The following is a 14,022-nucleotide window of genomic DNA, read 5'->3' on the forward strand; positions in this document are numbered from 1 at the left end:
ACCGACAAGCGACCGGGCGCACCCCCGGACCGGCACCACGGACCGCCCCGCCCGCCCCCGGCGCCTACCCGCCCCGCCGCTCCGCGGCGCGCAGCGTCCCCCACACCACGAGCCGGTAGCGCGACGTGAACTCGGGCGTGCAGGTGGTGAGGGTGATGTACGTGCCCGGGGTGCGGTACCCGTACGAGGGCCGGACCAGGCTGCGCGGCACGGGCGCGATGACCCCGGTGTCGCGCTCCAGGGTCTGGTCCAGGCGCGCGCCGACCACGTAGGTGTAGCGCCACCCGCGCACGTCGACGACCAGCGTGTCCCCCGCCCGCAGCCGGTTGACGTAACGGAACGGCTCGCCATGGGTGTTGCGGTGGCCCGCGACCGCGAAGTTGCCCGGGGCGCCCGGCTGCGCGGTCCCGGGGTAGTGGCCGACGTACCCCTCGTCGAGCACCCGACGCTTGTCGACGCCCTCGGCGACGGGCGCCACGACCCCCAGCCGCGGGATGCGCAGGACCGCGTACGCCCGGTCCCCGCGCGGCACTTCGGGGGACGGCGCGGGCGGCGCGGAACCACCGCCGGCACCGGGCGCGTCCGGCGTCGCCGACGCCCCGCCGACCGCGGACGCAGCGGACGGAGCGGACGGGGCCGCGTCCCCGCCCCCGCGCACCGGCGAGCCGGCCACGGGCGCCGGGTCCCCGGCCCACTCCCGCTCGAGGGACGCCACCCGGCTGCGCGCCCCCGCCAGCGCCTGCCGGTTGGTCCACCACACCTGGTGCACCACCAGCAACAGCAACACCATCCCGCCGGTCACGGCCAGTTCGGCCCCCACCCACAGCGACCGCCCGAGCGACACCGACGGCCGGCGCCGGAACCCCACCCCCCGCCCGGGGCGCCGCACCCGGGGGAACGCGCCCGTCAGCCGACGCCGCAGCCGCAGCCGCCCGGACCGCCGTCGGTCCCCCTGCACCACCACGGGCATCCGCCGCCGCGCACCGCGCACCCTCCCACCCCGCTCCCGCCGAAGGCCCACCTGAAGGTTTCGCGGGCCGCACCCTAGGACTTCCCCCGCCAACTGACCAGCGGCAGTACGGTGTGGACCATGCGCCCCGACACGCCTGCCGAGCACATCGCCGAAGCCGAGCGCCTGCTGCGCACGGCCTCCCGCTACCCCGAGGACCAGGAACCGCTCGTCCTCCAGGCGGCGGCCCATCTCGAACTCGCCGACGAACGCGAGCGGGCGAGCGCCCTCTACGACCGCCTGCTGGCCGGCTCGCCCGCCGACCCGCACCTGATCAAGGCCCTGCAGGCCGCGAACCTGTGGGAGTACGGGCACGAGGCCGAGGCGCGCGCCCTGATCGCCGGCATCCGCGCGGCCGCCCCGAAGGACCCCGCGCCGTGGGAGGTCATCGCCGAGGCGCTCGAGGCCCACGACGAACTCGAGGACTCCCACGCGGCGTTCACCGAGGCGGCCACCCTCCTCGTCCGCGAGGACGAGCCGCTCTCGGTCCCCGCGACCGCCCTGCTGACCGGTCGCCACCGGGTGCGGCGGCTGCTCGCGCTGCCGCACGACGACTGGGACATGGTCGCCGACACCCGCCACACCGGGCCGATCCCCCTGGACGAGCTGCACGACCCCAAGCGGATCTGGGCGCTGGGCTCGAACGACCCCGCCGAGCTGCGCGCCGAGATCGCTCGGCTGCGCGCGGAGCTGGGCGACCGGCGGGCCGCGCTCTCCCGGCCGTTCCCGGTCGCGGTCCTGCACTGGCCGGCCGCGGAGCTCGCCGAACTCCTCGCCTCGTACCCGGGGCTGCAGCCCGAGTACCCCTCCCACGAGGCCCACTTGAACAGCATCGAGGCGTCCCTGCGCGACCTGGCCTCCTCCGGGACGCCGAACCTGGGCATCGTCACGGGCAGCGTGCCCTCGTACGAGGCCTTCGCCGCGTCCGAGAAGACCTCCCCCTCCTCCCCCTCCCTGCTGGCGGAGTACGCCACCACGCTCGCCGCCCGCGGCAAGGCCGTGCCCTGGCCCCCCGCCCCCTCCGACCCCTGCTGGTGCGCCTCCGGCCGCCCCTACACCGACTGCCACGGCGCCCGCTGACCCCTGCCGGGCCCTCACCGGGGACCCCGCTAGAAGCGCAGGACCAGCTGGACGGGCGCCGGCGGGTGGACCCGCAGGCCGAGCGGCCCGGGACGGGCGGCGCCGAGGGCGAGGAGCGTGCGGAGGGCGGCGAGGGCCAGGTTCGGCGCGTCGCGGAGGGTCGCCGGGGTGGCACTGGCCACGAGCACGCCGTGGGACTCCAGCAGGAGCCGCCGCCGGAGCGTGGCCTGCCAGGAGTCGCGGGTGTAGTGGTATTCGGCCGAGTCCACCTCCAGGGCGACGCCCTCGTCGGGCCAGTACGCGTCCGGGGTCGCCAGAAAAGTGCCGTCGGGGGTGGTGAGGCGGGCGTTCCAGAGCGGGGCCGGCAGGTCGGCCGCGGCCGCCAGCACGTCACGGGCCCGCCCCTCGGCCACGGACCGTACGCCGGCCACGAGTTCGGCGGCGGCCGCGCGGACCCCGGGGCGGTTCAGGGCGCGGGCGGCGCGCAGCTCGGCGTACAGGTCCTGGGGGTGGCACCAGCCCGCCTGGACGACCTGCGCGAGGACGCTGCGGACCCGGTCGGCGTCCGCGGCCGCCGCGTGCCGCGCGAAGTCCGCCGCCGCCCGGACGGGTCGGGCCGCCGGCACGCCCGCGACCGTGAAGGTGGCGGGCCAGCGGGAGGTCGGCAGCGGCCGCACGTCGCCCACGGGAGCCGGCCGGCGCGGCGCCCGGACGAGGACGTCGAGCGGTACGGCGGGCGCGTCGCGGACCCCCAGCAACGCCAGCGCGGCCCCGCCGGTCAGGGCCGCGCCGGCGCCGGAGAGCGGGTCGGGGGCGGTCGCACCGGCGGGCCCGGCCGGGCCCGGGGCGGCGTACAGGACCGCCGCCAGGGCGCGTTGGCGCGCGTCGGGCGGCCCGGTCCGCAGCAGGTAGACGCGGGGCAGCAGCCGCTGCCACGGCCCACCCGGGCGACAGCGGCCCGCGAGGGTGCCGGCGGGCACCCCCGCCGACCGGAGCTGCCGACGGGTGGCGAGCCCGGACTGCCGATCCGTCAGACGCCGCAGCGCGGCCGCCGGAACCCGACGGCCGCGCCGACGCGACGAGGTGGACGGGGCGGACGGGGTGTGCGAAGGAGCCGCCGGGAGGTGCGGCGCGGACGGGGTGCGCGAGGCGTGAGTGATCATGCCCCGGGTGTTCCCCGCCCGTCCGCCGGATCATGCCCGGAACACACTCAGGCGCCGGCCGCCGGGTGGTCGGGGGCGAGGAAGACCAGGACCCCGTTCGCCGTGCCCGGCAGCGGGGCCACCTCGTGCCAGCCCAGGCGCCGGTACGTGGCCACCGTGTCGGCCGCCTTGCGCGCGGTGAGCACCCAGGCGCGGCTGCGGGGCGCGTCCGCCGCGAGCTCGGCGAGCAGGGCCCGTCCGGTGCCCTGGCCGCGGGCGTACTGGCGTACGGCGAGTTCGTCTATCTCCAGCGCGCCGACGAGGAGCTCCCGGACCCGCTCGGCCCCGAGCTGCGCGGCGACCTGGGCGTACGCCCGGCCCTCGGGGAGGGTCCGACCCGTCAGCCAGGCGGTCGCGAACCCGTCGATGCCGGCCGCGGACTGGGCGAGGGCGGTGCGGAAGCCGGTCCTGCGGGTGTCGGCCTGGAGCCGCAAAGAGAACTGGTGAATGGTTTCTTCGTCCTCGTTCCACGGCGGCGCCGAGAACACCTCGGCGTACGTGTCGACCAGCTCCTCCGCGAGGTCGAGGACGGCCGGTCCGTAACAGATCACGTTTGTGCTCCTCTGTGCGCCTCGTACCCCATGGGCGGATCTCCCCGGTTGGGCGGATCTCCCCCATTGGCTGGATCTCCCCCCTTCGAGACCGAATGTACGCCGGAACGGTTCCACCGCCGGCACGTCCGCAGATCCGGAGGGTGTGCGACAAATCCGGCACGGGCGGGCCGTGTCGTGAGGGGACGCCGGGGCGTTGAGTGGGCACACGTACGCACGCACGCTCGCACCGCAAGGCGGACCACCCATGTCACACGGCCTCTTCTCCCGGCTCCTGCTCGGCGCGGGCGGCTGCGCGGTGGCGTTCCTGCTGGTGCTCGGCGTCATGTCCCTGCTGCCGACGTCGGTGCAGGAGGCCGTGCCGGACTCGGTCCTGGGCGGGACGGTCTTGGTCCTCGGCGCGCTGGGCGCGCTCAGGGCCTCCCGGCGGGCGCGCTAGACCGGCGCGTTAGCCTCGAAAGTCGCGGGTGCGCGGCCGTCGCGGTGCGACGGCCGCCGCCGCGCCCCGTCCTGCCCGCGGCCCGACCGGCCGCGGGCAGGGCCCAACCAACGGAGGGATGGACGGACATGGCACGGATTCCGACGTCAGCGGTGACCGCCGGCGGGCTGGTGGGCGGTTACGCCGTCGCACGATGGACGCGCAAGCGCCCGCTCGGCGGTGCCGTGCTGGCCGCCGCCGGCGCGGTCGCGGCCCGCGAATGGCAGCGGCACGCGGGCGGGGCGGCCGCGGCCGCCCTCGGCGGCCTGTACGTGGCCGGCTTCGCCGGCTCGCACCCGCTCGCGAAGAAGATCGGCGCCTGGCCGGCCGTACTCACGGCCACGGCGGTGGTCGCCGGCGCCGCCTGGGCCGTATCGGACCGCCGCCCGGCGAAGTAGGCGACCGCCGCCCCGCGGAGTGAGCAACCACAACCCACGCGGGGTGAGGGGGTGCCAGGGCCGACCGACCCCGGCACCCCCTCTTCGTCCCCACCCCTACCCCAGGCCGCCTGACCCTCGGCGGTGCCAGGCGGGTCCCGTGGTGTGTGGGGAAGGCGCTTGACGGGGTGGGGCAGGCTGGTCCGGAGGCGGGCCCGGGCCTGGGGTGGCCGAAGGCCAGGGCGAAGCCCCGAAGCCCCAGGGGTGGGCCTGCCGCAGGGCCCGCAGGCCCTGCCCCGTCAAGCGCCGAGGGGACCCGCACACCACGGGACCCGCCCCCGAAGCGAGCCGCCCCCGACACCGGGGACCACCCCGAAGCCCGCCGGGCCCCCACCCCCGTAAACCCCACCCACCTCCGTAAGCCCACCCACCCGCGCAGGCCCCCACCCCAGCAGGCCCCCACCCCCCGCCTAAGCCCCCCGCCTAAGCCCCCACCCCCCGCGACACCGCATAGATCAGCAGCCCCGCCATGGCCCCGACCACCGTGCCGTTGATGCGAATGAACTGCAGGTCGCGACCGATGTGGGCCTCGATCTTGCGCGAGGTGTGCTCCGCGTCCCAGCCCGCCACCGTGTCGGTGATCAGCGAGGTGATCTCGGCGCGGTAGTTGGTGACGACGTACACCACCGCCCCCTCGATCCAGCCCTCGAGCTTCGCCTGCAGCCGCCCGTCCGTGGCCAGCTTGCGGCCCAGCGAGATCAGCGACGCCCGCACCCGCAGGCGCAGCTCGCTGCGCTCGTCCTCCGCCGCCGAGAGGATCATCGAGCGGATCGCGGCCCACGCCGACGCGATCACGTCCTGCACCTCGCCCCGCCCCAGGATCTCGGACTTGAGCCGCTCCACCCGCTCGCGCGTGTCGGTGTCCGACTGCAGGTCGGCGGCGAAGTCCGTCAGGAACCGGTCCACCGCCCCGCGCGCCGGGTGCTCCGGCATGTCCCGCATCTCCGTGACGAAGCGCAGCAGCTCCTTGTAGACGCGCTCGCCGACCTTCCGGTCCACGAAGCGCGGGGTCCAGCCCGGCGCCCCGCCCTGCACCGCGTCCATCACCGCGTCGCCGTGGGTGACCAGCCAGTCGTGCGCACGTACGCACACCAGGTCCACCACCCGCCGGTGCCCGCCGTCCGCGACGATCCGCTCCAGCGTCTTGCCGATCCCCGGCGCGATCTCCGCCGTCTCCGCGCGCCGGGTGATCGCCTCGCCGACCACGGCCTGGACGTCCGAGTCGCGCAGCACCGTCAGTGCGCCGCGCAGGGCCGTGGCCAGTTCCGCGGTGACCCGGTCGGCGTGCTCCGGCTCGGCGAGCCAGTTCCCGAGCCGGCCGCCGATGCCGAGGGCGTGCAGGCGTGCCTGCACGACGTCGGCGGAGAGGAAGTTCTCCCCGACGAACTCGCCCAGCGACACGCCGAGCTGATCCTTCTTCGTGGGGATGATCGCCGTGTGCGGGATCGGCAGGCCCAGCGGCCGCCGGAACAGCGCCGTCACCGCGAACCAGTCCGCCAGCGCGCCGACCATGCCGGCCTCCGCCGCGGCCGCCACGTACCCGGCCCAGCCGCCCGCGCCCGCGTGCTCCGCCCACGTCGCGAGGGCGTAGACCAGCGCGACCAGCAGGAGCAGCCCGGTGGCCGTCGCCTTCATCCGGCGCACTCCGCGGCGCTTCTCCTCGTCGGCGGCGCTGTACGCGAACGCGGTGCGCGGCCCCGGCCCTGGTGGCGTCCCGGCCTGCCCGCCGTCGCCCGCCTGCTGTGTCGTACGTTCCACCTGCTCCTGCCTTCCCCCGCCCCCTTCACGGCTGCGCGGACCGGTCCCGTACGGTTTCGTACGCATAGCATCTGGTCGCAATGGCCCTGACTACTTGACCGACTCCCGGGACGCGCCGGGAGTTCCCGGCGGCCCGTACCCCATTGGGGGAAACGGGCCGGGAGCCGGGAAGACTGCCGGAGGAACCGCCGCATGCACGCCCCGACACCGGGCCCCCCGCCCCCGGGCCGCCCGCCCACCGGACCTCCGCCCCCCGCGCCCCCAGTCCCACCCCAGGCACCCACCCAGGCCCCGGCTCCGGCCCAGGCCCAGCCCACAGGCCACCCGTCCCCCGGCCACACCCCCTGGGGTCCCCCCGGCACCGGTGCCAGCACCGGCACCGGCACCCGCGGCCCGCGCCGGTCGCTGCTCGCCGCCCTGGTCGCGCTGGCGGTGCTGGTCACGGCCGGGGTCTGCACGGCGCTGCTGGCCGGGGGCGACGACGGGCCCGACGGCGGACCGGGCGGCGGCGCCGCGGCGGTGGACGACGGGCCGAGCACCCCCGTCAAGGGGAGCGGCCGGACCGCCGGCCCGGTCGACAAGGGCGGCCGGATCGCCCCGCACTGGGTGGGCACCTGGTCGGCGGCGCCGGTCGGTCCCGAGCCCGACACGTACCTGCGCGGCCACTCCGGACGCACGTTCCGCAACGTCGTGCACACCAGCGTCGGCGGGGACCAGGTGCGCATCACCCTGTCGAACCTCTTCGGCGTCGGCCCGCTCCGCATCACCAGCGCCACCGTCGGCCTCGCCGCCGGCCCCGGCACCCCCGCCGCCGAGCCGGGCTCGCTGGCGCGGCTGTCCTTCGGGGGCGCGCCCGACGTGACGATCCCGCCCGGCGACGAGGTCACCAGCGACGCGATCGGGTTGCGACTGCCGGCCGACGCGGACGTCCTGGTCAGCACGTACGCGCCGGCTGCCGCCGAGCCGGGCGGCCCGGTCACCCAGCACCCGGGCGCGCGGCAGACCTCGTACGCCGGCGAGGGTGACGGCACGGACGACGAGACCGGGAGGACGTTCACGGAGAAGACCGGCGTCTGGCGGCACCTGGTCGCCGTGGACGTACGGACGGACCGTGCGGTCGGCACGGTGGTGGCCTTCGGCGACTCCATCACGGACGGGGCGGAGTCCTCCACGGACGGCAACCGCCGCTGGCCCGACGTCCTCTCCGACCGGCTGCGGCGCGCGGCGGCACAGGCCGGTGACGGAGCCGGCGGAGCCGGGACCACCGGCGTGCCGCGGCTGGCCGTGGCGAACACGGGCATCAGGGGCAACCGGCTGCTCGCGGAGGGCACCGGCCCCAGCGGCCTGGACCGCTTCGACCGCGACGTTCTGGGGCGGGCCGGGGTCCGCGTGGTGGTGGTCGAACTGGGCATCAACGACGTCATGCGGCCCTCCGGCACGCGGTCGGACCGGCCCGAACCGGACCGGATCCTCGACGGGCTCCGGGAGCTGACCCGACGGGCCCGCGCGCGCGGGCTGCTGGTGGTCGGGGCGACGCTGACGCCGTTCCACGGGCACCGGAGCTACAGCGCCGAGGAGGACGCGGTGCGGCGGGCGGTCAACGCGCACATCCGCGCGGGCGAGGTCTTCGACGTCGTCGTGGACTTCGACCGGGCGCTACGGGACCCGGCCGAGCCGAGCCGGCTGCGCGAGGCGTACGACTCCGGCGACCACCTGCACCCGAACGACGCGGGATACCGCGCGATGGCCCGCGCCGTCGACCTCGCCGACCTGAACTGAACGAACCGACGAACCGACGAACCGACCGGACCGGAACTCACCACCCGACCAGACCCACCCGACCTGACCCACCCGACCTGACCCACCCGACCAGACCCACCCGACCAGACCACGACACGAGCCGAGCACCCTCGCGAGCCCCCTCAGCGGTGGCGGCGCCTCCCGAAGCCGAGGATCCTGCCCGATAGCGGGCAAACTCCTCGACGTCCGCGCGCCCCACCCCTAGGATCCGCGTCATGGGCACAACAAAGGACGCTCCTGTCACCGGACCCGCCGCCACCACCGGCGCATCCCCCAGCACCGGCCGCCTCGGCGGGGCCGTCTGGGGTGCCCTGCTGATCGTGTACGTGGTCTGGGGCTCGACCTACCTCGGCATCCGCGTCGTCGTCGAGACCCTCCCGCCCTTCCTCTCCGCCGGGTCGCGGTTCCTCGTCGCGGGCCTGCTGCTCCTGGTCCTCGTCGCCTGGCGCCAGGGCCCCGCCGCGCTCAAGGTGACCCGTCGGCAGCTGGGCTCGGCCGCACTCGTGGGCCTGCTCCTCATCCTCGGCGGCAACGGCCTGGTCGTGCTCGCCGAGACCGCCGTGCCCTCCGGCCTCGCGGCCCTGCTCATCGCCTCCGTCCCGCTGTGGATGGTGGTCCTGCGCACCACGACCGGGGACCGGCCGCCGCTGCCGACCCTGGCGGGCGTCGGGATCGGCCTGGCCGGGCTGGCGGTGCTGACCCAGTCCGGGCTCAGCGGCAACGTGGAGCTGTGGGGCGTGGGGCTGATCCTGTTCGCGTCGCTGCTGTGGGCGCTCGGCTCGTTCATCTCGGGCCGGCTGCCGATGCCGAAGGACCCGTTCGCCGCGAGCGCGTACCAGATGCTCGTCGGCGGCGCGGCCGGACTCGTGGTGGCCTTCGCCCGCGGCGAGCAGCACGGCTTCGACCCGGGCGCGGTGTCGGGGCGCTCGTGGGTGGGGCTGGCGTACCTGGTGGTGTTCGGCTCGCTGGTGGCGTTCACGGCGTACGCGTGGCTGCTCCGGGCGGCACCGCTGTCGCTCGTGGCCACGTACGCCTACGTGAACCCGGTCGTCGCCGTGCTGCTCGGCGCGCTGATCCTCGACGAGGCGCTGACCTGGCCGATCCTGGTCGGGGGCGGGATCGTCGTGGCGGCGGTCGGGGTGATCGTCAGCACGGAGCGGCGGACCTAGGATCCCCGGGTCGGCGGCCCCTCCGTGCGTCCCGCCGCGGCCGCCTCGTACAGCCGCCGGGCGCGGGCGTCGAACGGCGCGGCCGTCGAGTCCGCGTCCGTGTCCCCGCCGCTCAGCACCCCTATCAGCCGGCCCGGCCGCCCGGGCCCGCCCCGGTCGGCCACCCACGGGCTCCCGCTGGTGCCCGTCCAGAAGCCCGGGCAGTTGATGTAGAGCATCTTCGGGTCCTCGTCGTCCGGCTCCGTCCGCGTCGTGCACGCGACGGGCCGGTTGTCGGGGTTGTGGTCGGGCTCGGGGTAGCCGACGACGGTGACCTCGCGCTCGGGCCCCGGGGACCAGTCCGGCTCCGGCACCACCCCGCGCCCCACCACCTGCTCCACGGTCCGGCCCGTCGCGTCCGGCGCGATGGTCAGGAAGGCGTAGTCGGCCGTCTCGTCGCCGTACCTCGTCCACCGCTCGTCGACGTGCACGGACGCGACCTTCCAGACCCCCGACGGGTGCCGCCCCGGGTCCTTGCCGGAGAAGCCCGGCGCGAAGGACAGCACGCCGATGGCCAGTCCGTCCTGCGCGACCTGACCCTCCTCGCCGTCCTCGCCGGCGGGGGCGACGCAGTGCGCGGCGGTGGCGACCACGTTCCCCCGGGGGCTGTCGACCACGCTCGCCGTGCACCAGTGCTCGCCGTTCGCCATCAGGACGCCGACGGCGGGGAACGCACGGGTGTACGGGGCGGGCACGCCGGGCTCGGCGGTGGCGATGCCGAGCGCGAAGACCGCCACCAGAGCCACGGCCCCGCTGCCGGCCGTGCGCGCCCAGGCCCGGGTGCGCACCCGGGCGACGGTCCGCGCGGGAACGTGCCGATCCACTCCAGGGAACCCTCCCTCGTGCCGCGGACGTGGTCCCGGCCATTGTGGCCACCGCCGTCGGCGACCCGCACGGCGGTGTGGGCTGCCCGGGGACGTCCCCGCCTTCAGGACGGAACGACGGAGGCAGCCTCCACCCTGGAGGATGAGCATCCCGCCCCCGGGGTTCCAAAGCGGGACGAACTACGCGAAGACCACCCGCGCCGGCCCGCCCACCAGGACCTCGGCAGGACCCCGACAGGACTCCCGGCAGGGCTTCCGCAGGACCTCAGCCCCGGTGTTCGTCCAGCAGATCGGCGCACCGCCCCAGCATCGCGACCAGCGCCGCACGCTCCTCGTCACTGAAGGCGGCCGCCAGCGCCCGCTCGACCCGTACGGCGCCCACGTCGGCCTCGTCCAGCAGGGCGCGTCCGGCGTCCGTGAGCCGGGTCTCCAGGACGTTGCGGTGCCACGCGTGCGGGGTCCGCTCGATGAGCCCGCGCTCCTGGAGGTTCTTCAGGACGGTGTTCATGGTCGGCGGGGTGACCCCGCAGTTGCGGGCCAGGGCGGCGGCGGAGATGCCGGGGTACTCGGCGAGCGAGAGCAGGGCCGCGTACTGCGGAACCGTTACGCCGGCCGGCTTGAGCGCGGCCGTCTTGGCCGACTGGAGGGCCTGCTCTGCGCGCTTGATGTGGAAGCCGAGGCGCTCCGCGGCGGGCATGGACGTCATCTGCGCATCGTAACGGCCGAGCCCGACGACAGACCCCTTCCCCACATAAGCCCATTGACGATCATTAGACCTCTAACATAGATTCGATCACACCGAAGGACTTCGACCGAAAGGCCTGCCGTGCCGTTCCGTACGCGCAACCGGACCCGCCTCGCCGCCGCCACCGCCCTCGCGGCCGCCACCGCCGCGCTGGCCTCCCTCGCCGCCCCCACCGCCCTCGCGGCCCCGGGCGGCGCCCCCAGCACCGGCACCCCGCACCCGTACGCCGCCCGACCCGCCGCACCCCGGATCGGCACGGCGTTCGCGCTGCCCGACTCCCGCGCGTACCCGGAGGGCATCGCCGCGGACGCCCGCACCGGCGCGGTGTACGTCGGCTCGTACACCAACGGCGCCGTCTACCGCGCGATACCCGGCCGCGACGCCGCCGAGGTCTTCCTGCCCGCCGGCACCGACGGCCGGCACACCGCCAACGGCCTGAAGGTCGACCGGCACGGCCGCCTGTGGGTCACCGACTCCACCACCGGGGTGGCGGTCTACGACGTCCGCACCCGCGACCTGCTCGCCCGCTTCGACCTGCCCGCCGACGGCACCCCGCGCTTCGTCAACGACCTCGCCCTCACCCCGGACGGCACCGCGTACCTGACCGACAGCATGCGCGGCGTCCTCTACCGGGTCTCCCCGGCCGACCTCGCGCACGCCCGCGCCCACGGCGGCCGCGCCGCCCTCACCACCCGCTTCGACCTGTCCGCGCAGCTGCCCCCGCAGCCCGCCGGCACCGTCACCCTCAACGGCATCGTGGCCGACCCCGCCGGGCGCTACCTGCTGGCCGTCGACATGACCGGCGGCAACCTCTACCGCGTCGACACCGCCACCGGCGCCGTCCGCCGCGTCACGCTGACCGGCGGCGACCTCACCCACGCCGACGGACTCGACCTGCACCACGGCGTCCTGCGGGTGGCGCACAACACCACCAACACGCTGACCCGGTGGCAGCTCGGCCACGACGGCACCACCGCACGCCTCGTCCGCACGGTCACCGACCCGTCGCTGCAGATCCCGACCACCCTGGTGCACACCGGGCACCGCACCCTGGTCGTCCGCTCCCAGTTCGACAAGGGCGGCCCCATGGGCCCCGGCACCCCCGGCCCCTTCACCGTCGCCGAGGTCCGGCACTTCTGATCCCCTGATCCCCTCTCATCCCTCAGGCACCAGTCCAAGAGGACGGAACGACGTCCAAGAGGACGGAACGACGTCCAAGAGGACGGAACGACGAAGGGGCCGCCCCGCGAAGGGACGGCCCCTTGGTCACTTCACCCCGGAGCTCGCCCCGATGCTCAGTACTCCTTGAGCGAGATGGCGGTCGCGGCCCGGTGGATCGGCTCGACGGCCTTGGCCATGAGCCTCTCCTTGCCGGGCAGCCGGTTCAGCAGGCCCAGCATCACCATCGACATCCGCAGACGGCCAGTCCCGCGCCCGGGTCGCCCCCGGCCGCCGCAGCGCACGGGTGGCCGAGTGCAGCCCGTCCGCGCCCACCACCAGGTCGTACGTCTCGACGCGGCCGCTCCCGAAGGTGGCCGCCACCCCGTCGGCGGTCTCCTCCAGGCCGGTGAGCCAGTCCCCGAACCGGTACTCCACGTCCCCCTTCGTGGCCTCGTACAGCATCCGGTTCAGATCCCCGCGCAGCAGCTCGGCGTCGTCGTCCGCACGACCGCCGAAGTGTCGCCGTCCATGCTCGCCACCCGCTTGCCCGCGGCGTTGACGACCGACCCGGCGCGCACGTCCGTGCGGTGGGCGCGGATCTCCTCGCGCAGCCCCGCCCGCGACACCACGGCCAGCGCGGCCCCACGGATGTCGACCTTGTACCCCCCGTCCCTGATCTCCGCCGCCCGCTCGACGACCGTGGGCTCGAACCCGTGCCGCCGCAGCCAATGGCCAGCGCGGTCCCGGCGATCCCGGCTCCGGATATCAGGACCCTCGTACTCTGCATCTGCTCGTCTCTCCCCGTTCCAGCAGCGACCTGCACATGACCGACCCCGATCCTGCCAACTCCCCTACGTCCACGGGGATATACGTGCCGCCAACAGATGGCCGAAATTCGCCCCCACCCCCGCCGACCTCACCGCACCACCGCGACACCCGACGCCCGCGGCCCCGGACCGCTACCGTGAAGCCATGACCGCACTGCCCGACTGGATGCGCCCGCCGCGCGCGGAAGGCTGGTTCGCGGAGGACCTGGACCGCCTCCCCGAGGCACCCCGCCACACCGAGCTCATCGACGGAGCCCTCGTCTTCATGATGTCGCCCCAGCGGTCCTGGCATGGCCGCCTCGTCACCGCCTTGACCACCACGCTCATGACTCAGGCGCCGGTCGGCATCGAGGTCGAGCGAGAGATGACCATCCGTCTCGACGCCCGGAACCGCCCCGAGCCGGACCTCCTCCTGACGGACCTGCCTTACGACCCCGACCGCACCTGGTACGCCCCCGAAAGCGTCATGCTCGTCGTGGAGGCTGTGTCACCGGAATCCGCCCACCGCGACCGCACGGTCAAGCTCCGCAAGTACGCGGAGGCCGGCATCCCCCACTACTGGTGCATCGAGGACGAGGACGGCGCGCCCGTGGTCCACGTCTACGAGCTCGACGAACCGACCGGTAGCTACGCCCCCGCCGGGATCTTCCGGGGCATGCTCCACCGCCCGGTGCCCTTCGAGATCAGCCTGGACCTCGACAAGCTCACCCCGCCCCGAAAGACCTGAAGAGCCGGCACCACGCCGCTCCGAAAACACGAAAGGGGGTCGGGCTCGCCAGAGCCCGACCCCCTTTCACCTTCTTCGCCCTCATCCATGACAGCGGAACGCAGAAAAGCCCCGCACCTGTGGAACTTTCGTTCCTGGTGCGGGGCTTTCCCACAATGATTGTTCGGCGGCGTCCTACTCTCCCACAGGGTCCCCCCTGCAGTACCATCGGCGCT

14 protein-coding genes are annotated in these 14,022 nt (G+C 75.2%); 7 read left to right on the plus strand and 7 right to left on the minus strand.

The annotated features are described in order from the left end of the window. Positions 1-64: 64 nt before the first annotated feature. Positions 65-970, minus strand: a complete 906-nt coding sequence (locus ACIQCH_RS34595; RefSeq protein ID WP_402587632.1) for a class E sortase — start codon at positions 968-970, stop codon at positions 65-67. A 120-nt stretch (positions 971-1,090) separates the two neighbouring features. On the opposite strand from ACIQCH_RS34595, the gene ACIQCH_RS34600 reads away from it, so the two are divergent. Next, positions 1,091-2,089 carry an SEC-C metal-binding domain-containing protein gene (locus ACIQCH_RS34600; RefSeq protein ID WP_402587634.1) on the plus strand — a complete coding sequence of 333 codons (999 nt, stop codon included), beginning with the start codon at positions 1,091-1,093 and terminating at the stop codon, positions 2,087-2,089. Between the two features lie 29 nt (positions 2,090-2,118). On the opposite strand, the gene ACIQCH_RS34605 is transcribed toward ACIQCH_RS34600, so the two are convergent. Both ACIQCH_RS34605 and ACIQCH_RS34610 read right to left on the minus strand, forming a co-directional pair. After that, positions 2,119-3,069 (minus strand): hypothetical protein, encoded by a 951-nt coding sequence (locus tag ACIQCH_RS34605; protein WP_402587636.1) that lies wholly within the window; start codon positions 3,067-3,069, stop codon positions 2,119-2,121. A gap of 230 nt (positions 3,070-3,299) precedes the next feature. After that, entirely contained in the window at positions 3,300-3,842 is a 543-nt protein-coding gene (locus tag ACIQCH_RS34610) for a GNAT family N-acetyltransferase (RefSeq protein ID WP_402587638.1), read from the minus strand. 247 nt (positions 3,843-4,089) lie between these two features. On the opposite strand from ACIQCH_RS34610, the gene ACIQCH_RS34615 reads away from it, so the two are divergent. Both ACIQCH_RS34615 and ACIQCH_RS34620 read left to right on the plus strand, forming a co-directional pair. Beyond that, positions 4,090-4,281, plus strand: coding sequence for a hypothetical protein (locus tag ACIQCH_RS34615; protein ID WP_402587640.1), 192 nt, complete (start codon positions 4,090-4,092; stop codon positions 4,279-4,281). Positions 4,282-4,409: 128 nt separating this feature from the next. Next, complete coding sequence (locus tag ACIQCH_RS34620; protein WP_402587642.1) at positions 4,410-4,718, plus strand: hypothetical protein; 309 nt, start codon at positions 4,410-4,412, stop codon at positions 4,716-4,718. A gap of 462 nt (positions 4,719-5,180) precedes the next feature. Here the strand turns inward: ACIQCH_RS34620 and ACIQCH_RS34625 are convergent, their stop codons facing one another. Continuing rightward, positions 5,181-6,515: a DUF445 domain-containing protein gene (locus ACIQCH_RS34625; RefSeq protein WP_402587644.1), complete on the minus strand. Its 1,335-nt coding sequence runs from the start codon at positions 6,513-6,515 to the stop codon at positions 5,181-5,183. A 192-nt stretch (positions 6,516-6,707) separates the two neighbouring features. Between ACIQCH_RS34625 and ACIQCH_RS34630 the strand changes: the two genes are divergently transcribed. Then, complete coding sequence (locus tag ACIQCH_RS34630) at positions 6,708-8,294, plus strand: SGNH/GDSL hydrolase family protein (RefSeq protein WP_402587646.1); 1,587 nt, start codon at positions 6,708-6,710, stop codon at positions 8,292-8,294. A 236-nt stretch (positions 8,295-8,530) separates the two neighbouring features. Further along, positions 8,531-9,484 carry an EamA family transporter gene (locus ACIQCH_RS34635; RefSeq protein WP_402587648.1) on the plus strand — a complete coding sequence of 318 codons (954 nt, stop codon included), beginning with the start codon at positions 8,531-8,533 and terminating at the stop codon, positions 9,482-9,484. On the opposite strand, the gene ACIQCH_RS34640 is transcribed toward ACIQCH_RS34635, so the two are convergent. Then, positions 9,481-10,347, minus strand: a complete 867-nt coding sequence (locus ACIQCH_RS34640) for a trypsin-like serine peptidase (protein WP_402587650.1) — start codon at positions 10,345-10,347, stop codon at positions 9,481-9,483. The two genes, ACIQCH_RS34635 and ACIQCH_RS34640, sit on opposite strands and share 4 nt — an antisense overlap. Positions 10,348-10,612: 265 nt before the next feature. Then, positions 10,613-11,053, minus strand: a complete 441-nt coding sequence (locus tag ACIQCH_RS34645) for a MarR family winged helix-turn-helix transcriptional regulator (RefSeq protein ID WP_402587652.1) — start codon at positions 11,051-11,053, stop codon at positions 10,613-10,615. A 120-nt stretch (positions 11,054-11,173) separates the two neighbouring features. On the opposite strand from ACIQCH_RS34645, the gene ACIQCH_RS34650 reads away from it, so the two are divergent. Next, complete coding sequence (locus ACIQCH_RS34650) at positions 11,174-12,232, plus strand: SMP-30/gluconolactonase/LRE family protein (protein WP_402587654.1); 1,059 nt, start codon at positions 11,174-11,176, stop codon at positions 12,230-12,232. 488 nt (positions 12,233-12,720) lie between these two features. Here the strand turns inward: ACIQCH_RS34650 and ACIQCH_RS34655 are convergent, their stop codons facing one another. Beyond that, complete coding sequence (locus ACIQCH_RS34655) at positions 12,721-12,882, minus strand: hypothetical protein (RefSeq protein ID WP_402587656.1); 162 nt, start codon at positions 12,880-12,882, stop codon at positions 12,721-12,723. 343 nt (positions 12,883-13,225) lie between these two features. On the opposite strand from ACIQCH_RS34655, the gene ACIQCH_RS34660 reads away from it, so the two are divergent. Continuing rightward, complete coding sequence (locus ACIQCH_RS34660) at positions 13,226-13,807, plus strand: Uma2 family endonuclease (protein ID WP_402587658.1); 582 nt, start codon at positions 13,226-13,228, stop codon at positions 13,805-13,807. Positions 13,808-14,022 lie beyond the last annotated feature (215 nt).

The sequence above is a fragment of the Streptomyces sp. NPDC093225 genome (genome assembly GCF_044753805.1).
Lineage (GTDB): Bacteria > Actinomycetota > Actinomycetes > Streptomycetales > Streptomycetaceae > Streptomyces.